The organism is Alkalinema sp. FACHB-956 (genome assembly GCF_014697025.1).
Taxonomy (GTDB): Bacteria; Cyanobacteriota; Cyanobacteriia; order Leptolyngbyales; family Leptolyngbyaceae; genus Alkalinema.
The window spans coordinates 67,474-85,194 of sequence record NZ_JACJRC010000002.1 but is presented as its reverse complement, the minus strand read 5'-3'; the positions used below and the strand labels follow the sequence as shown (position 1 = coordinate 85,194).

The window sequence follows — 17,721 nt, the reverse complement described above, 5'->3', positions numbered from 1 at the left end:
TCCAGAACCATATTGTCCAGAACAATTCAGTTGCAGCCGATTCAATATAACAAATATCACCTAAATTTTAACACAAAAGGCTTGCAGGCGATTTTAGAGCCATCTCACGACAGGTTTATGACAGGGATCGATTCAGCTCAATTACCATCTATAGATGCCCCGGAAAACCAACTTGGGCAACCCCGATCGCACGACCGATCGCACCGTCTTTTTAGTAATGCAATTGTACCAGATTTAGAAGTGCCAAACTGGATAGTCCCCGGCCTACTCGTGATCTGCGGTGCAACGGCTTCCGGTAAGTCAGGACTGGCGATCGCGATCGCCCAACGGCTGAATTCCCTGATTATTAGCGCAGATTCGCGGCAAGTGTATCGAGAGTTTAGCATTGGAACCGCAAAACCGAGCATCGAAGATCAAAAACAAGTGCCCCATGCATTGATCGACGTTTGCGACCCCACGGAAACCCTGACGGTGGCGGATTTTCAGGCGCGGGTGAATCAAGTATTGACTGACTGGGGCCGATCGCACCCAACCCCCTGGCCACTGTTGGTCGGCGGCACCGGACTATACATTAAGTCCATCACACGCGGGATGCAGATTCCCCGAGTTGCTCCCCAGCCGCAACTGCGATCGCAATTGGTCAACCTCGGTCAGCCTTGGTGCTATGCCTTACTGCAACAGGTGGATCCGATCGCGGCGACCAAAATCCACGCCAATGATACCGTACGCACCCTGCGGGCCTTAGAGGTGTATTACGTCACGGGCCACCCCATTACAGAGCAACAGGGCGAGCATCCCCCCGCCTATCCCATTTTGCAGATTGGCTTGGAATCCGCACAGATTGACGATCGGATCCGGTGCCGAACCCAGCAGATGTTTGCCCAGGGCTTTGGGGAAGAGGTGAAGCAATTAGTGGAGAAATACGGGGACGCGCTGCCGTTGTTGAATACCCTGGGTTACCAAGAAGTGCGGCAATACTTGCAAGGTAAGATTTCCCTCACTGAAGCAGAGGATTTGACGGTGTTGCACACCCGCCAGTTTGCCAAACGCCAACGCACCTGGTTTCGGGCCTATCCTGAGGTGGAATGGTTTGATGCCGATGCCCCGGATCTCGTCGAACAGGTGTGGCAGCGGGTACAAGGCTTTATGACCCAGGCGAACACGCAGACTAATACGCCGACTAATGCTTCGACTAACCCAGCGATCTAGCACCATTAACAACACAAAATTAAACTAAATTGACAATTAGTTAAGCGCGTCACAAATTTTCTGAAAAGCCAAGCTAGAGTGAAAACACATTGCTAGTGCTGGGGTGGAAGAATCATGGCACAAAATTGGTCGCTAAATGCTGTGCGGGTCTTCGTATCGGATATCGAGAATGCCAAGATTTTTTACTGCGACATGCTGGGGTGGGTGCCGAAGGAGGATGGGCGAGCTAACGGATTTCTCCTGTTTGATGTGGGAGCCGTGCAACTGGTAGTGGAAACCGTGGATGTGGAGGCGCAACAAGCCTGGAAACTAGCCGGTCGTTTCACAGGCGTGTCCTTTGAGGTGGAGGATGTTCGGGCGCTGTATGAAAGCCTCGTGCGCAAAGGGGTAGAGTTTGTCAGCAAACCCGAAGCGAAAGATTGGGGTGGAGTTGTTGCTAGCTTTGTGGATCCCGATCGCAATGGTATTACTATTTTTTCTGCTGCTAAATAAGACCGCGCTTTTCGGTAAACGCTTGTCAGTAGATGATTGTAGATAGAGGCTTTTCGGTAAACGATTGTCGGTGAATGCTTGTCGGCAAACAATTGGTGAATGCTTGTCGGTAAACGATTGTAGATGTCGTTTCCAATTGATTGCTGAAGTGATTCACAAAACTGATGTCAAAAAAAATACGATCGTGTCTTCTTTTACAAGAAAACCACGATCGTAAAGTCATTTGAGCGACGAATTTGGAACAAGGTGAAATGAGTTAACGCGATCGCCCCTGCAAAGTCCTCTCAGCCGTTAGATCAGCCTACAATGCTCGATCCGCCAGCCCTCGACCTCTGCATTCAGCAGTCATCCTGTCGCGTTCTAAAGATTATGCAGGATTGCATCTAACCTGCAATGCTGAATTCAGGCCATTGCCCAACTTGTATCCAGCAAATTTGGGAGATGAATCCCAAGTTTAACCGAGTCCCTTGTCGATCGTCGCAGTGGGCTTGTTTACCTGGTTAGCTTAACTAGCTCGTTCAACCCAACTGACTAGTTCAACCCAACTGACTAGTTCAACCCAACTTGGCCCCGGTTATACACCGCGCGGTAAACATCCCCTTCGATCTGGTTTAAGGAACCGACGGTATCCGTAGACAGGCCCAGGCCAGAGGCATAACGGCTAGTCATGCATTGTTTCCGGTTGCGCAGATTTTGCCGTTGGTTGACCATCAAAGCGCGAGCACGTTCTTGAGTAGACATTTACTTTTCTCCTTGCTTCTGTATCCTAAGCTTACTATAACAGTTGAAAAACTGTATCGAAAAGTACAGAACGATACAATTAAGCATTTTATTTTCTTCTGGCTTACAGCAAAAAGATTAATTTTGCTTATAATACAGCTCTTCAGCGGTGAAAACGGACGAATGGATCCTACTTGGAGGGCTTGGCATATTCTGGGCGAGCTTGGTGAGAAGCATGCATAAGTTGGAGGGCGATGAACGTTAGACCTCCGAAAAACCGTCAGCCCCATCCAGGGCAATCAAGGGAGTCTACATGAACAAGACGATCGCACGAGTTGCGATTTTTTGCCTCAGTTGGATGCTAGTCGTTTGTAGTGTGAATGCAAGCCCGATCGAATATGAATTCACGCTGAAACCGGGGCAAGAAGTTGCCATGCCCAAAAGCCAAATAACCGTCCAATTCGACTCGGTCTTAACCGATAGTCGCTGCCCGATCGAGGTGGATTGCTACTGGGCAGGCAATGCGGAAGTCAAGCTAACCCTTCAGCGCAAACGAAAGAGAACAACTGCCATCTTCAAGACGGCAGAACGGGATCACGTTGTGCAATATCGGGGTTACGCGATTCGGTTAACCAAACTCAGCCCCGATCGACAGAGTGGAAAAACCATTGCACCGGAAGATTATAGAGCAACGTTGGCAATCAAAAAATGAAAGACGATTTCGACGGTGGTTATCGCCCAATCAGACCTTGTGTCATACAATCAGACCTTGTGTCATACAATCAGACCTTGTGTCATAGACTGACCGAGGGCGTATCAACCATGAATCGCGCGCTCCAACAGTCATGTCACTTGAGCTTCAAATTCGCTCAGAAGATCATCAAAATATTGCACATGCCGATCGATGCTCTGCTCAACGGCCTGCCATAGTTCCAACAATTTCAGCGAATCTTCTGCATAGTGAATTAACACCGGACGAATCGCATCTAGGAAGTGATCGACTTCCAATTCTGCGTGCAGGGCTAACCATTCGGGATGGGCTAACTGATGGACATCAAAGTACTGTTGTAGAATCCGTTGATTGCGAAGCGACACGCAGAGTTCACGGCCACTCAAGCCCGCTAATGCCTCATAGAAATTATCAGTACCGTGGCCAAACCTGTCAAAAAATGAGCGCTCGTAGGCTAGGGTGGCAGGACTGCGCGGGGTTGATTGGAGAACGGATTCATCAAGATTTAGCGATCGTAGCAATTCCATAAACATTTCGCTATGGCCATCTTGTAGATCAGTAAACGTATGATCGGCCAGGGACATGATCGCTAACTTTTGGTCGGGGTGGGTGCAACTGGGCGCTTTAACAATGCAGAGGCCAAACCATTGATGCAAGCGATCGCGCCAGAGCCCATACTGCAAAAAGACATACTGCATCAGGGATTGCGGCATTTCCCCAGCTCGAAGCAAGCTAAAAAAACGACTGCGATCGAGGGCGATTTGGCAATGGGCGATCGCGCGTTCACTAATTTCCTGCTGTTTGACTTGGACGTGAGGGGAGAGTGCAATATCTCGGTTGAGGCGGCTAGAGGTTGTAGCAGTTTGCATAGGATTCTCCTACAGCTTGGAAGCCTCCATATCCTATAGGATGAAAATTGAATGACAAAATATCTTGTAGGATATAGTTAATTATGCAGTGGCAAGAACTCAGCGAAATTGAGCTGCGACAGATTTACTACTTTCTGGAAATTGTGCAAAGTCATAACAATGTTACCGAAGCCGCCAAACGAATCGGGATTAAACAACCGCCCCTGAGTCAACGCATTCAAGCACTAGAAGCCTTTCTCAGCCATAATCAACCGCAGGAAGTCAAGCTCTTCGATCGCCACAAACGGCCTATGGCGCTCACCGAAGCTGGACAAGCCTTTCAAGCCGATGCACAGCAAGCGTTGATGTATTTAGAACGAGCCATTAATAATGCGCGTCAAGCCAGTCAGGGAACGATCGGACGATTAGCAATTGGCATGAATAATTCGATCGCGAATACAATGCTACCGGAGATTGTGCAAACGTTTTCCCAACGGTTTCCCAAAGTGGATCTAGAACTCCATGAAGTGACGATTCAGCAGGAGGTTCAGATGCTCAAGAAACATCAATTAGATGTGATTTTTCAACGGGCTTCCACGTTCCCAGAAACAGATGCAGCGTTGAGCATTCAACCCATTCTTGAAGAATATTTTGTAGTTGCATTACCCAGCCACCATGCACTGGCCAGCCGCTCAACGATTCCCCTAACCGCGATCGCCCATGAGGCCATTCTCTTGCCGTCCCTCGATGTTTTACCCTTCTATGAAAAGATTATTACCCTTTGCCGTGAAGCTGGCTTTGAACCTAAAATCAACCCAACGGTAACGGTGACGGGAGTCGTGACCTTACTCAGCATGGTAGCGGCGGGCGTCGGTGTGTCGATTTTGCCGAATCATGTCCAAACGCTGCAACGGGAGGGGGTCGTGTACCGATCGCTCCAGAATGCCACCCTGAACCGACGGATTGCGATCGTGTGGCGCAGGGAGGATCGATCGGCTGTACTCCGTCAGTTCCTCAAAGTGGTGCAGGAGGTGATGAATTTATCGCTGCTGGATTCTTGGTAAATATTGGCTTGTCAATGTTGGCTTGTAGTAATCTCTCATTATTCTCATAGAGTTATTTCCGTGAAGATGTTGCACCGAGTTATCTCTCCAGAGATCGACAACGGTTGTGTTATCAGTCCTGTTTCCAGTATGGTTGAATAGGTCGTGTCCTGTAAGCTTCCATGTTACCCACCGATTTACTCATGCATCGTTTCAACGGTGAAGAGGTGCAGCCGAAACGCCTAGCCCTAACCGATGATGTCCTAGAAATGGCTGCGGATTTGATTGCCATTTTCCAGTCCGCCAAGGGGGACAAGCGGGGGGAACTGAATCGACTGTTGCAGGAGTTGGAAGGGGAAGAAACGGACTATCGGGTCAAGCGGGGATTAGCCCATTTGCTGACCAGTGCTTTTAGTGAGTTTGAAACGGTGAGTCCTTTGGAGCCGCCGATGTTGCGGGAAAAGGTGTTTGCCCTCTCTGCCACCACAATTCCCAGCCGCCAAAATACCACCGCCACCCTGGAAACCGTGGCAAACCAACTGACCCAGGAACTCGGTCAAGAAGTATTAGTCGAACAAGTCCAAGCCGGACTCTATGCCGATCTGCCCGATAACCAAATTCTCACGACCTTTGATGCGCCGACGCCGGAAGCGTTAATTCATCGCTACAATTTATCCCAAGTGCAGGGCGTCTTTTATCGATCGAGTCATGTGCAAATTGACGCCCACCGCAACGATCCGGGCCAGTACAAGCTCCTGTTTCGCTATATCAAATTATTCCAATTGATGAGTTACATCGAAGGGGACGCCGACCATGGCTTTACCCTCACCCTCGATGGGCCAACCAGCCTGTTTCAGCCCTCCACCCGCTACGGACTCTCCTTGGCCAAACTTCTACCAGCCCTGCTGCATGTCACGAAGTGGAGTTTAACCGCAGACTTGCAACTGAAGGATTATTATTCCGGCCAGGTGCGCAAGGGACGCTTCACCCTTGAGGCCGACTGTGGATTGGTCACCCACTATCCCCCCGGCAAAACCTACGACAGCATGTTGGAGCAAGGCTTTGTCGATCGCTGGAACAAAACCAAAACGGAGTGGAAATTGGAACGGGAAGTGGATTTGGTCGCGATTCCCGGCAGCGTCATGATTCCCGACTTTCGCCTGGTGCATCCCGACGGTCGATCGGTCTTGCTGGAAATCGTGGGTTACTGGCGACCGGAATATTTGCAGAAAAAATTTGCCCAAGTGCGCAAAGCCGAGCGATCGGATTTAATTTTGGCCGTCTCGGAACGCCTGAATCTGGAAAAAGCGGGCATTAAGCTAACGGATGTGCCCGCGAAGCTTGTCTGGTTTAAGGATCAGTTACTCCCGAAGGCCATTCTTGCGGTGTTGGAAGAAATTTAATTATCAAGAATCCGAAATTTCTTCTCAAATAGGATGTATTTTTACATGCAAATATAAATTTATGCTGACTTCGCTAAAGTTACTTCATACTACAGTGACGCTTCAAGTTTAAAAATTTAAGCTTAGAAAATATAGAGTGCCCAAGATACAGTGTCTAGTATCACAGTCTAGCTATCACAGTCTAGAATTACAGTCTAGCTATCACAGTCCATCTATCAAATACCCGACTTAACATCATGAATTATCATGCTAGATATCGCCCTTAAATTTCTCCAAGACGAGTTGAATGCCTACTTATTTACGAGAACTGGATCAGATACCGTCAAAGTGGAAATGAGTAGGCTGGTGGATGAAGCTGGGAAATATGCTTTGGAAGGGGAAACGATCGGAGCCACTATTATTAATTTGGAAGAAGATCGTATTTTTAAATCCCACCTTCCAGACCATAGCTATCTGAATGGTCAACATGTTGTGCAAGAGCCAGATTTGAAGCTAAATTTGCATGTGTTATTTGCTGCAAATTTTAAGCTCTATGATCAGGCGTTGAAGTATCTGTCCTATATTCTTTTGTTTTTTCAGGCTCACTCTGTTTTTACATCGGAAGAATATCCAGGACTTGATCCAAAAATCGGCAAGTTAGCGATCGAACTTCAGTCCTTGAATTACGAACAATTAAATCAGGTTTGGGCCTTTATTGGCGGCAAGCATTTACCTTCTGTCATCTACAAAGTCCGCATGGTCATCCTGCAAGATATAGAACCTCAAAAAGTCCAACGCCCCCTCACCACAATCAATATAAATCTTCATCACTAATGGGGGATCAGGTTCGTTAATATTCAAGTAGGGTGTGTTACCTGCTGGCTCCTCGAAAGGCAATAGGAGAGCCTTAGTCATGCAGTTTAAAACACTGTTTACCGTTGAAATTCCCCATAGTTACTATCGGGAATTGTGTCCGGATTTTAGCTTTATTTTTCCAAGAGATACCATTCAAGCACTTCAAAGAGGAAGGCTCATTGCGAAATCCTATCACGATCGCTTGTATGTGTTATTTGAAGTAGACGATACGGAACAACCGATCGTGACTTTCGAGGGGAGTCGGTTGAGGTTTGCTTTAAAGTTACTCAATCCCTACTTCACTAACTTTACGGCCTTTAGTTTTGATTTAGGACGATTCAAACCGCTGTATCGTAATCAGACAATTGTATCTACTTTAGATCTGCATCGATCGACGATTTTAGTTGGTTCACAGTGGCAGCATTTTCTACAATTTCCCGATCGGCCTGTCACGGTCAATCTCAAAAATAGTCAGGGGCAAATTTTACGCAATCAAGTATTGGGCAGCACTCAAACCCAAGGAGACATCGCCTATGATTTAACTGGATTGTCAGCCGGATTGTATCAAGTTGAGGAACTCTATCCTAGTCGCAGTCAACGCACTGATTACTACCTGGATGAAGAACTGATTAGTCAGGATATTTTTGGCTTTTTAGAAGTTACGATCGACCCCACATTTTATAGTAGTCCTCCTGCCTTTTCAATTCCGTTTACGGCTAAGCAAGAGACCTTGAAATACTATGTGGTGACGCAAAAATATACCGATCTTGAATTGGGACAACTTACCGTAACCGATACGGGCTTTACGGAGGATCAGCGACCTCAAATTACCTTTACGAAGGTATTAGCGCCTAATTTTACGGCCAATGACCTGGCCCCCAACTTATTAGGCAATGCCCAATCGCAAGTGCTGCTATTTCAGTCGCAACAAGTCGTCTCTCGACAGCAAATGGCCCGCCGCAAAATTCAGCTCAGTCGGAATGGCGATATTTTAATTCCTCACCTTCCGGCCCCGGACATCGATCGATCGACCGCCGATTTGATTATTCAACTATCCAAACCTTAAGCGCTCAACTCAACTATGCCTACCTACAAAACCCCCGACGTTTACATCGAAGAACTGTCTGTTTTTCCGCCCTCGGTGGCTGAGGTGGAAACTGCCATTCCTGCGTTTATTGGCTATACCCAACTCAGTCCAGCCAATTTGCGCAATCAACCCACCAAGATTAGCTCGTTATTAGAATACGAGAGTTTGTTCGGCACCGCAAAAAACGAAACGCTAACCGTAACGCTATCAGAAACGCGGGACAGCAACGGAATTTACCCCATTCTCTCGATCGCGGAACCGACCCTCAGCCATTATCTGTATTACTGTATGCGGATGTTTTTCGACAATGGCGGTGGCAAATGCTATGTGGTTTCCGTGGGAGACACCAGTGGAGCCGTGGCCTTGGGAGATAATACAACGGGACTGCTGGGGGGCTTGCAGGCGATTTCTAAGGAAGATGAGCCGACCTTGATTGTCATCCCCGATGCGGTGCTCCTGGATTCGGGGGCTGGAACCAACTACGGCACACTCATGCAGGCAGTCTTGGCCCAATGCGCTCGCCTCAAGGATCGCTTTGCCGTTATGGATGTGACGCGGGGCAAATCGACCTACGTAACCAGCGAAATTGATGCCTATCGTGACTTATTGGGTAACAACAACCTGAAGTACGGTGCGGCCTACTATCCCTTTATTAAGTCTGGGCTAAATTACGCTTACAGTGATGCCACGATCGCGATTAACCAACCCGATGAAGCGGCAGATGCGGATAACGCTGCGGGGCCTCTGAATAGTTTAACCCTGGCAAATCTCAACGATCCAGCTAACGCAAATTACAACACAGCCAACTATAACAACATCAAGAAGAAATTAGCAGATCTGTTTACCACCTTACCCCCCAGCAGTGCAGTCGCTGGCATTTATGCAACCGTCGATGCAGCGCGAGGAGTTTGGAAAGCGCCTGCCAACGTGAGCATCAACACCGTCGTCGGGCCAGTCGTTCGGTTAGACAATGCCAATCAGGATGAACTCAATGTCAATCCCGGCGCAGGTAAGTCGATTAATGCGATTCGAGCTTTTGCGGGAAAGGGCACCTTAGTTTGGGGCGCACGCACGCTAGCCGGAAATGATAACGAATGGCGCTATGTCTCCGTCCGTCGCTTCTACAACATGGTGGAGGAATCGGTGAAGAAATCCACCTACTGGGCTGTCTTTGAGCCCAATGATGCCAATACCTGGGTCAAGGTGCGCGGCATGATTGAAAACTATCTGCTGCAAAAGTGGCGGGAAGGGGCCTTGGCGGGGGCAACGCCCAAGGATGCCTTTTTCGTCAAATGTGGCCTGGGAACTACGATGTCCGCCCAAGATATTCTGGAAGGTCGGATGAACGTGGAAATTGGCATGGCTGTGGTGCGTCCGGCGGAGTTTATTATCCTCAAGTTCTCCCACAAGTTGCAAACCTCTTAAACCGTTGTGAATCAAACCGTTGTGAATCTTTTGGGGAGCAGGTTCGATCGAGCTTCAATTTAACCCTTGCTCCCTTTGCAACCCTTTCCATTGGTAATCCTGTTGGTAATTCTGTGATCTTGCCGATCACAGTTGAATCCGTCCTACGATTTTCTCTACAAGGCATGGCACACTATGGCAAACAACTATCCTATTCCCGTTTTTCATTTCACCGTTGAGTGGGGGGGCAAGCGTGTCGGGTTTTCGGAAGTCTCCGGCCTGACCCAAGAAAACCAAGCGATCGAGTACCGGGATGGCTCCTTTCCGGAATATTCATCGATTAAAATGCCGGGACTGCGCAAGTTCAACAACATCACGCTGAAACGGGGCATTATCAAAAGTGACAACGACTTTTTCAACTGGCTCAACACCGTCAAGTTGAATACGGTGGAACGGCGGGATTTGGTGATTAGTTTATTGAATGAGCAACACCAACCTGTCATGGTCTGGAAAGTTCACAATGCTTTTCCCGTCAAAGTGGAAGGGCCACAACTCAAGGCATCGGGCAATGAAGTGGCGATCGAATCGATCGAAATTGCCCACGAAGGACTGGAACTGCAAAACGATTAGTACCACAACCCCGCAACAACCATGGCAAATTACTATCCGCCCGTGGGATTTCACTTTAAGGTTGAAGTGTTGGGGATTACGCCGAAAGCCGATGATGTCCGGTTTACGGAGGTGAGTGGACTGTCCGTAGAACTGGGGACAGAGGAAGTTGCGGAAGGGGGAGAAAATCGGTTTATCCAAAAGTATCCCACCCGATCGAAATATCCTGAACTCGTTCTCAAGCGGGGCCTGCTCCTCAAATCGGAAGTGCTGACTTGGGTGCGGCAATGCATTGAGGATTATGACATTCAGCCGAAAAACATTGATATTAAGTTGCTGAACGAAGCCCATGAACCACTCTTAACTTGGCATCTTGTCAATGCCTATCCCACCAAATGGGCTGTCAGTGATTTCAATGCCTCTAACAACGCTGTCGTCATTGAGAGTTTGCAATTTTTCTATCAATATTTCACCTTAGATCAAGCCTAGGAGGAAACCAGAATGCCGATCGTTGTGGATGAAGTTGTAATTTCCGTTGAAGTCAGTAACCAGGCTTCCGGCGGATCAACCACTCCTGCCAGTCCCACCCAGGATAAACAAACCTTGATTAACGAATGTGTGGAACGGGTTCTGGAAATCCTTAAACAGAAGGAGGAACGCTAAACTATGAGCGATCGCGGCACCTTAGAAAAGCTTTTAATTAAAGCCTACGAACGCCCAGACTATTCTGGACAACCGATCGGGGAGTTTGCGGCCTATATCAATCCCAATGAGATCACGTTGTCCTATGAAATGGAATACGACAGTGCCCAAGGTGCCGGAACAACCAATAGCCGCATGACCTTTAAAAAAGTCAAACCCGGTGATTTGTCCCTAACCTTTTTTATTGATGGGACGGGGGCCAATGGTAGCAAGATTGATGTGCAGCAGAAGGTGGAGTCGTTTCAAACGGTTACGGGCTACAACGGTAATATTCACCGCCCCAACTATCTCAAAGTCGTTTGGGGCACGCTCCAAGTCAAGCGCTGTATTTTAAAAAGTGCGTCCATTGCCTACAAGCTGTTCAAACCCGATGGAATTCCCCTGCGGGCTGTCATTACCGCCAACTTTACCGACAACGCCGACGATCAAACGCGGGTCGCCCTCGCCCAGGATCAATCGCCAGATTTGACCCACGTTCGCTTAATTAAAGCGGGGGATAATTTACCGGATTTGTGTTACCAGATTTACGGGGATCCCAGCTATTACCTGGAAGTCGCCCAGGCTAATGAATTGGAGAATTTCCGCCAACTCACACCGGGTAGCAAACTGTTCTTTCCACCGTTGAAAAAGGAGTAATACCCAATTGATTTATCAGTACTACAGATTTGATCCCCCCTACCTCCGCGCTACGCACCGCTCAACTAGAAAAAGGGAAGAATTTAGTCAAATTCTTTCAAAGTCCCCCTTATTAAGGGGGATTTAGGGGGATCATTATGGGTTGCAGTCACAAGTTGATTTGGTATTAAGAAGGAAGGAGTTAGTCAGAAGAATGCCAGACACTAAAACCCTCCCGATCGCCGCAGAACATCGCGAATTCACCATCAAAGTCGGTGGAACCGAGATCGATCGGGCCCATCAACTGTTGGCGGTGAATGTGGTTAAAACCGTCAATAAAATTGCCTCGGCTCGCTTGGTCTATCTGGATGGGACAGCGGATTCCAGCGATTTTCCCCTGAGCAATACTAACCAACTCATTCCGGGACAGGAGATTGAAATTCTGGCGGGAACGGGCAGTGATTTGGTGTCCCTATTTCAGGGCATCATCATTCAGCAGCAGATCAAAATTCGCGATCATACGGCTCCGCAACTGATTGTGGATTGTCGCCACCGATCGGCCAAGCTCACTGTGGGACGGAAAAGTGCCTACTTTTTTGACCAAACGGACAGCGATATGATCAGCCAATTGCTGGATCAGGCGGGGATTGAGGCCGATGTCCAGGCCCTATCTATACCCCATCCCCAGCAGGTGCAATACGACTGTACGGATTGGGATTTTTTGTTAACGCGGGCGGAGGCCAACGGGCTGTTAGTGTTAACGAATACGAATACGGTCACGATTAAGGCTCCAGACTTCAGTCGTTCTCCCGTTTGCACCTTGCAATTTGGGTCAACGATCTTGGAAATGGATGCGGCGATCGATGCGCGATCGCAATTTAGTGCGGTTAAAAGTATGACCTGGGATGCAGCCCAGCAAACCGTTGTAGAAAAGGAGGCCAATGAACCCAGTCTCAGTAGCCCTGGAAATTTAGCCAGTGCTGATCTCGCGGCGGTGATGGGGTTGGAACAGCTTGCCCTGCGCCATGGGGCTTTGCTAGAAGCGGAAGCCCAAGCCTGGGCCGATGCTCAGTGGCTCAAGTCCAAAATGAGCCGGGTTAGTGGGCGGCTGAAGTGTGAAGGCATTGCAACAGTGAATCCGGGGGATCTGGTGCGGTTGAGTGGCGTCGGCGATCGCTATAACGGCAATGTCTTTATCACGGGGGTGCGGCAGGATTTCGACCTAGTGCAAGGCTGGAAAACCCATCTGCAATTTGGCAATACGGAGCAATGGCTGGCCGCAGAGCACAACTCCGTTACCGCACCCAAGGCCGCTGCCCTGCTGCCGGGAATTAATGGCTTACAAATTGGTCTTGTCGTCAGCAATGAGGATCCTGAGGGTGAAGATCGCATTCGGGTCAAGATGCCCTTGGTCAATGCGGAGGATGAGGGAACTTGGGCAAGGCTAGCCACCTTAGATGCGGGACAGGAACGAGGGTTTTGTTTTCGACCGGAGGTGAACGATGAAGTGATTCTGGGGTTTATCAATGATGATCCGCGCCAAGCCATAATTTTGGGCATGGTACACAGTAGCGCAAAACCCGCGCCGATACCGGGATCTGATGATAACCATGAGAAGGTTTACCAAAGTCGATCGAAGATGAAACTCTACTTCGATGACGACCAAAAAATTATGCAATTCGCAACCCCAGCGGGGAATCAAATCACACTCAGTGAAGCTGATAAAGGCATCACGATCGAAGATCAAAACGGCAACAAAATTGCGATGACATCAGACGGTATCAAAATCGAAAGTCGTCAAGCGATCGAACTCAAAGCGGGAACAGAATTAAAAGTTGAATCGGGTACAGCACTGAATTTAAAAGGAGGAACGGAATTAAAGCTGGAAGGAACCGCAGGGGCAGAAATTTCCAGCACGGCAACAACCAAGGTGAAAGGAGGCTTGGTACAAATCAATTAAATATTCAGGATTGTATCGAAGAACGGGAGTCGTCATCGTTAGGAGGAATAGAAACATGCCCGCCGCAGCCAGGGTCGGAGATACTAGCAACCACGGAGGAACCCTCACAGGGCCGGGAGTCAGTACGGTCTTAATTGGTGGCAAGCCCGCTGCCGTAGCCGGAGATCTGCACGTTTGTTCGCTGCCACCCAATGGCCACCAACCCACAACCAGTGCCTTTCCATCCGGTAGTACCACGGTCTTAATTAACGGTAGGCCCGCTTTACGGACAACGGATGCCTGTATTTGTGGGGCCATGGCTTTGATTGGGGATCTGACGGTTTTGATTAATTAGGGGACAGGATGATGAGTGAAAACCGATCGAATCCAACGTATACCTCGTTTTTAGGAACAGGATGGAGTTTTCCGCCGGAGTTTGTGCTGGAAACGGGGGAAATGGTAATGACCTCCGATGAAGCGGATATTGAAAATAGTCTGAAGATTCTGCTGGGAACAGCGGCAGGGGAACGATTTCTCAATCCGAAGTATGGCTTGGATATGCACGAAATACTCTTTGAGCCAATGAGTACAACGTTGAAAACGTTCCTACAAGATCGGATTAAAACGACTATTTTGATCTACGAACCTCGGATTAATTTATTGTCGATCGAACTGGATACTTCAGCGCAGTATGAAGGCAATGTCCGCATCCTATTGCAGTACGAAATCCGGGCAACCAACTCCCGCTTCAATCTGGTCTATCCCTTCTACACCAGTGATGCCAATGAAATTCGCCAAACCGTGGATTTCAATTTGTAAGTTAATGCTAACAATATGAATATTCAAAAAATCAAATTTCATAATAGAAATAGGTCGAATTTTAAGAGAGTTTTCTACGCAAAATCGACTTAACCCAAATACTCTTTAATGCACACCACCATTTAACTTAGAAATACCGTTAAAGTCAGAGGCGATCGTTATTATTTCAGTCTCGTATCCAGCAATCGCTCCAGGAATTGGAAGCCGAACCTATGGCGGAAAAAGATATTATTCAAAATTTAATCTTCCAACTGGGTCAGAGTCAACTCGATCGCCAGTCGGACGCATTGGATAGCCATTTTGCAGCGGTGGATGAGCGATCGCTAGAAGACCTGTGGCAATTGACCCAACAGCTTGCCCAGAATGTGAATTACTATCGCGGGGACATTTCCACTCCGGCAGGCGATTGGCGTGGATTTTTCCCATCCCAGGAAATGCTGCAACAATTTCTCACCAACGACACCGCAGACACTCCCCCTCACCTCGCGCTTTTCATCACCTTCCTGAAGCTTTACCAAACGCCCCAAGCAGTGCTGAATCAGCTGACGGGGAGACACCTCGATTTCTACTACAAAGCAGTCCTTCAGTTTCAGCCCAAATCGGCCATTCCAGATAAAGCCCATCTGTTACTGGAACTCAAAAAAAATACAGCTCCCGTGCTGATTACGCCGCAACATCCGTTTTCGGCGGGTAAGGATGCTACTGGCGTTGAACAGATTTACGTGCCGACCCGCGAGACGGTGATTAATACCGCCAAGGTCGCTTCGTTACGATCGCTCTTCCTCGATCGCACCAGCCAAACAGTACGCTACGCCCCGATCGCGAATTCTGCCGATGGCCTAGGCGAAAAATTATCCCCCGAAAGTCCCAGTTGGTCAGGCTTTGGCAGTGCCAGCTTACCCCGTGCTGAAGTCGGATTCGCGATCGCGTCGCCAGTCTTAGCAATGCAAGAGGGAACACGGACTGTTACCGTTCGATTGAGCTTAGATAATCTCGATCAGACGCGCGTTAACAACACAACGTTAGTCAGTGCCTTCGATGTGTTCCTTACCGGAGCTAAAACCTGGCTTGGGCCTTACAGAGTTTCTCCGACTCTCGCAACGAATAATGTTCTGGAATTTAGTCTCACGATCGCGGCGAGTGATGCTGCTGTAGTCGGATATGATGCCGCGATCCATGGCTATACCTACAACACCACCGATCCCATTTTGCAGGTTGTTCTTAATCCTGATGCAACGCTGAGTTATCTCGATTGGCAAGGGATTTCGCTACTGACAGCCCAGATTGCCGTTGAGGTCACCGGGATTACTAGTTTACAACTGGAAAGTGATGACGGCATCCTCAATCCAAAACGCCCCTTCCTCCCCTTTGGCACCCAACCCACGATCGGCTCCAGCTTCCGAGTGGGCTATCCCGAGGCCCTCAGCAAAAAGTTATTAGAGCTAAAATTAGCCGTCAAATGGAAAGGCATTAACCCAAATCTGGCAACCCATTACAGCGGTTATGGAACTAGCGTGACAAATTCCAGCTTTACCGCAGCCGTCGCATTTAACGATGGGGGGACTTGGCATTACACGGGGACAGGCGATCGGCTGTTTGACCGCAATAATGCCACGGTTGAGCGAGTGTTTCAATTTACCCCTGGGACACCCTCTGTATCGCCTGCATTGCGCGCGGGAATGGAAGTCTACGCCTTCAATACGATCGGCAGTCTGTGGGCGTTTAATTTCGTAAGTAAGTACCTGTTGTGGAATCCTGTTTTTATCCCACTGGTAAACGTTGAACCGGAGGCTCGATCGGGATTTATCACCTTTGCGTTGGAACGGGATTTTCTGCATTCCACCTACCGCACGAAGTATGTGGAAAATGTGATGACCTATAGTAAGTCATCCAATGGCACACTTACTATTCTCAATGAGCCCTACACGCCGACGATTCAAACGATTTCCCTGTCCTACAAAGCCCAGTCCGATGCAGTACCGTTATCATCCAACGTCTTAGGAGACTTTACCAACCGGGACATCCAATTTTTCCACATCACCTATTTTGGGCAAATGCGGGAACATGGCTTCCAACGCACCCAATTTAATTTAGCGGCTACCATTTCTCTATTACCCAACTATACCTACGCGGGGGAATTGCTCATCGGATTACAAGGTCTCCAGCCGGGAGAGAGTGTAAGTCTACTATTTCAAGTTGCAGAAGGTAGCGCCAATCCAGATATAGCCAGGGAAAGTTTAGATTGGTTTGTCCTGGGAGATAATTATTGGCAATTACTCGATCGTAGCTCAGTCGTCCTAGATACAACACAGCAGTTATTAACCAGTGGTGTCATTCAGTTCATCCTTCCAGCTAAAGCAACAACACAAAATACGATTCTACCGAAAGATCACATTTGGATTAAAGCGGCGATTCGTAACAATGTCACTGCGGTTTGTCGATTAGTTCAGGTGGCAGCCAATGCGATCGAAGTGCAATTTCAGGATCAGGGCAATGATCCCAAGCATTTACTAACACCATTAGAACCTGGAAAAATCAGTAAGCTCAAAACTACGGTAGCTGGCATTAAAGCCATTACCCAACCCTATGCCTCCTTTGGAGGACGGGCGATCGAAGCCGATCGAACCTTGCAAACCCGCGCTTCAGAACGACTGCGCCATAAAAACCGTTGTATTACGGCCTGGGATTACGAGCGTATTGTGTTGGAAGCCTTTCCCCAGATTCATCAAGTGAAATGTATTCCCCATGCCAAGGATGGTGTGTGGCTGGCACCGGGCAATGTGTTACTCGTTGTCGTTCCCGATCTACACAACCAGAATGCAGCCAATCCCCTGCAACCCAAGGTTGATGCCGTAACGCTGCAACAAATTACGGATTACGTCAACGATCGACGAGGGATGCAGGTCAAAGTTCAGGTGAAAAATCCGCTCTATCAGAAAATCCAAGTGGATTGCCGAGTGCAATTTCGTCCCGGCTATGAATTTAACTTTTACCAAAAAGCATTACAGCAAGCCTTACAGGAATTCCTATCCCCCTGGGCCTTTGATGCCGATCGTCCGATTTCCTTTGGGGGCAAGGTTTATAAATCGGTTCTGTTGGATTTTGTGGAGGAACTCCCCTATGTGGATTATTTAACTGATTTTAAGGTTTATACCTATAGCGGTGAAACCAATAACTTGATTGATGTCAGTGAGGTCTCTCCTGAACGCCCAGATACCATTCTTGTTTCTGATGTGAGTCATGTCATTCATCCCGTTGCGTAATTAG

18 protein-coding genes are annotated in these 17,721 nt (G+C 48.4%); 16 read left to right on the top strand and 2 right to left on the bottom strand.

Translation table 11 applies throughout. The features are described 5' to 3' along the window. The first annotated feature begins 117 nt into the window (after nucleotides 1-117). Together miaA and H6G21_RS03775 are read left to right on the top strand one after the other, a co-directional pair. Nucleotides 118-1,209, top strand: a complete 1,092-nt coding sequence (miaA, locus tag H6G21_RS03780; RefSeq protein ID WP_190570706.1) for a tRNA (adenosine(37)-N6)-dimethylallyltransferase MiaA — start codon at nucleotides 118-120, stop codon at nucleotides 1,207-1,209. Nucleotides 1,210-1,323: 114 nt separating this feature from the next. Continuing rightward, on the top strand, nucleotides 1,324-1,701 hold the full coding sequence (locus H6G21_RS03775) for a VOC family protein (RefSeq protein ID WP_190570704.1): 378 nt from the start codon (nucleotides 1,324-1,326) through the stop codon (nucleotides 1,699-1,701). A 549-nt stretch (nucleotides 1,702-2,250) separates the two neighbouring features. Here the strand turns inward: H6G21_RS03775 and H6G21_RS03770 are convergent. Then, nucleotides 2,251-2,442: a hypothetical protein gene (locus H6G21_RS03770; protein ID WP_190570702.1), complete on the bottom strand. Its 192-nt coding sequence runs from the start codon at nucleotides 2,440-2,442 to the stop codon at nucleotides 2,251-2,253. A gap of 292 nt (nucleotides 2,443-2,734) precedes the next feature. Here H6G21_RS03770 and H6G21_RS03765 point away from each other — a divergent pair, with 292 nt between their 5' ends. Then, a complete protein-coding gene (locus tag H6G21_RS03765) occupies nucleotides 2,735-3,133 on the top strand; it encodes a hypothetical protein (protein ID WP_190570698.1) in 399 nt (132 codons plus the stop codon). Between the two features lie 131 nt (nucleotides 3,134-3,264). Here H6G21_RS03765 and H6G21_RS03760 read toward each other — a convergent pair whose 3' ends face one another. Next, nucleotides 3,265-4,020 carry an iron-containing redox enzyme family protein gene (locus H6G21_RS03760; protein ID WP_190570696.1) on the bottom strand — a complete coding sequence of 252 codons (756 nt, stop codon included), beginning with the start codon at nucleotides 4,018-4,020 and terminating at the stop codon, nucleotides 3,265-3,267. A gap of 83 nt (nucleotides 4,021-4,103) precedes the next feature. On the opposite strand from H6G21_RS03760, the gene H6G21_RS03755 reads away from it, so the two are divergent. The 13 genes from H6G21_RS03755 to H6G21_RS03695 all read left to right on the top strand — a co-directional run bounded on the left by H6G21_RS03755 (nucleotide 4,104) and on the right by H6G21_RS03695 (nucleotide 17,717). Continuing rightward, on the top strand, nucleotides 4,104-5,063 hold the full coding sequence (locus H6G21_RS03755; RefSeq protein WP_190570694.1) for a LysR family transcriptional regulator: 960 nt from the start codon (nucleotides 4,104-4,106) through the stop codon (nucleotides 5,061-5,063). Between the two features lie 161 nt (nucleotides 5,064-5,224). Continuing rightward, entirely contained in the window at nucleotides 5,225-6,445 is a 1,221-nt protein-coding gene (locus tag H6G21_RS03750; RefSeq protein ID WP_190570692.1) for a DUF790 family protein, read from the top strand. Between the two features lie 246 nt (nucleotides 6,446-6,691). Continuing rightward, the gene (locus H6G21_RS03745; RefSeq protein ID WP_190570690.1) at nucleotides 6,692-7,258 is read left to right on the top strand and encodes a DUF4255 domain-containing protein; all 567 of its coding nucleotides are present in this window, start codon (nucleotides 6,692-6,694) and stop codon (nucleotides 7,256-7,258) included. Between the two features lie 79 nt (nucleotides 7,259-7,337). Continuing rightward, nucleotides 7,338-8,345 carry a hypothetical protein gene (locus tag H6G21_RS03740; protein WP_190570688.1) on the top strand — a complete coding sequence of 336 codons (1,008 nt, stop codon included), beginning with the start codon at nucleotides 7,338-7,340 and terminating at the stop codon, nucleotides 8,343-8,345. A 15-nt stretch (nucleotides 8,346-8,360) separates the two neighbouring features. After that, a complete protein-coding gene (locus H6G21_RS03735; RefSeq protein ID WP_190570686.1) occupies nucleotides 8,361-9,791 on the top strand; it encodes a phage tail sheath C-terminal domain-containing protein in 1,431 nt (476 codons plus the stop codon). 174 nt (nucleotides 9,792-9,965) lie between these two features. Next, entirely contained in the window at nucleotides 9,966-10,400 is a 435-nt protein-coding gene (locus H6G21_RS03730; protein ID WP_190570684.1) for a phage tail protein, read from the top strand. A gap of 21 nt (nucleotides 10,401-10,421) precedes the next feature. Then, nucleotides 10,422-10,868: a phage tail protein gene (locus H6G21_RS03725; protein ID WP_190570680.1), complete on the top strand. Its 447-nt coding sequence runs from the start codon at nucleotides 10,422-10,424 to the stop codon at nucleotides 10,866-10,868. Nucleotides 10,869-10,880: 12 nt separating this feature from the next. Beyond that, a complete protein-coding gene (locus H6G21_RS03720; protein WP_190570678.1) occupies nucleotides 10,881-11,042 on the top strand; it encodes a DUF5908 family protein in 162 nt (53 codons plus the stop codon). A gap of 3 nt (nucleotides 11,043-11,045) precedes the next feature. Further along, nucleotides 11,046-11,717, top strand: a complete 672-nt coding sequence (locus tag H6G21_RS03715) for a hypothetical protein (RefSeq protein ID WP_190570676.1) — start codon at nucleotides 11,046-11,048, stop codon at nucleotides 11,715-11,717. Nucleotides 11,718-11,910: 193 nt separating this feature from the next. After that, nucleotides 11,911-13,656, top strand: coding sequence for a type VI secretion system tip protein VgrG (vgrG, locus tag H6G21_RS03710; RefSeq protein ID WP_190570674.1), 1,746 nt, complete (start codon nucleotides 11,911-11,913; stop codon nucleotides 13,654-13,656). A 55-nt stretch (nucleotides 13,657-13,711) separates the two neighbouring features. Then, a complete protein-coding gene (locus H6G21_RS03705; protein WP_190570672.1) occupies nucleotides 13,712-13,990 on the top strand; it encodes a PAAR domain-containing protein in 279 nt (92 codons plus the stop codon). A gap of 11 nt (nucleotides 13,991-14,001) precedes the next feature. Further along, nucleotides 14,002-14,454, top strand: coding sequence for a GPW/gp25 family protein (locus tag H6G21_RS03700; protein ID WP_190571236.1), 453 nt, complete (start codon nucleotides 14,002-14,004; stop codon nucleotides 14,452-14,454). A 212-nt stretch (nucleotides 14,455-14,666) separates the two neighbouring features. Next, nucleotides 14,667-17,717: a baseplate J/gp47 family protein gene (locus H6G21_RS03695; protein ID WP_190570670.1), complete on the top strand. Its 3,051-nt coding sequence runs from the start codon at nucleotides 14,667-14,669 to the stop codon at nucleotides 17,715-17,717. Nucleotides 17,718-17,721: the final 4 nt, after the last annotated feature.

What these genes read in the sequence shown, in the direction of transcription:
- H6G21_RS03770 (WP_190570702.1), bottom strand. Translation starts at nt 2,442, where the DNA reads ATGTCTACTCAAGAACGTGCTCGCGCTTTGATGGTCAACCAACGGCAA.
- H6G21_RS03775 (WP_190570704.1), top strand. Translation starts at nt 1,324, where the DNA reads ATGGCACAAAATTGGTCGCTAAATGCTGTGCGGGTCTTCGTATCGGAT.
- H6G21_RS03725 (WP_190570680.1), top strand. Translation starts at nt 10,422, where the DNA reads ATGGCAAATTACTATCCGCCCGTGGGATTTCACTTTAAGGTTGAAGTG.
- H6G21_RS03730 (WP_190570684.1), top strand. Translation starts at nt 9,966, where the DNA reads ATGGCAAACAACTATCCTATTCCCGTTTTTCATTTCACCGTTGAGTGG.
- vgrG (WP_190570674.1), top strand. Translation starts at nt 11,911, where the DNA reads ATGCCAGACACTAAAACCCTCCCGATCGCCGCAGAACATCGCGAATTC.
- H6G21_RS03765 (WP_190570698.1), top strand. Translation starts at nt 2,735, where the DNA reads ATGAACAAGACGATCGCACGAGTTGCGATTTTTTGCCTCAGTTGGATG.
- miaA (WP_190570706.1), top strand. Translation starts at nt 118, where the DNA reads ATGACAGGGATCGATTCAGCTCAATTACCATCTATAGATGCCCCGGAA.
- H6G21_RS03695 (WP_190570670.1), top strand. Translation starts at nt 14,667, where the DNA reads ATGGCGGAAAAAGATATTATTCAAAATTTAATCTTCCAACTGGGTCAG.
- H6G21_RS03755 (WP_190570694.1), top strand. Translation starts at nt 4,104, where the DNA reads ATGCAGTGGCAAGAACTCAGCGAAATTGAGCTGCGACAGATTTACTAC.
- H6G21_RS03700 (WP_190571236.1), top strand. Translation starts at nt 14,002, where the DNA reads ATGAGTGAAAACCGATCGAATCCAACGTATACCTCGTTTTTAGGAACA.
- H6G21_RS03750 (WP_190570692.1), top strand. Translation starts at nt 5,225, where the DNA reads ATGTTACCCACCGATTTACTCATGCATCGTTTCAACGGTGAAGAGGTG.
- H6G21_RS03735 (WP_190570686.1), top strand. Translation starts at nt 8,361, where the DNA reads ATGCCTACCTACAAAACCCCCGACGTTTACATCGAAGAACTGTCTGTT.
- H6G21_RS03740 (WP_190570688.1), top strand. Translation starts at nt 7,338, where the DNA reads ATGCAGTTTAAAACACTGTTTACCGTTGAAATTCCCCATAGTTACTAT.
- H6G21_RS03720 (WP_190570678.1), top strand. Translation starts at nt 10,881, where the DNA reads ATGCCGATCGTTGTGGATGAAGTTGTAATTTCCGTTGAAGTCAGTAAC.
- H6G21_RS03760 (WP_190570696.1), bottom strand. Translation starts at nt 4,020, where the DNA reads ATGCAAACTGCTACAACCTCTAGCCGCCTCAACCGAGATATTGCACTC.
- H6G21_RS03715 (WP_190570676.1), top strand. Translation starts at nt 11,046, where the DNA reads ATGAGCGATCGCGGCACCTTAGAAAAGCTTTTAATTAAAGCCTACGAA.
- H6G21_RS03745 (WP_190570690.1), top strand. Translation starts at nt 6,692, where the DNA reads ATGCTAGATATCGCCCTTAAATTTCTCCAAGACGAGTTGAATGCCTAC.
- H6G21_RS03705 (WP_190570672.1), top strand. Translation starts at nt 13,712, where the DNA reads ATGCCCGCCGCAGCCAGGGTCGGAGATACTAGCAACCACGGAGGAACC.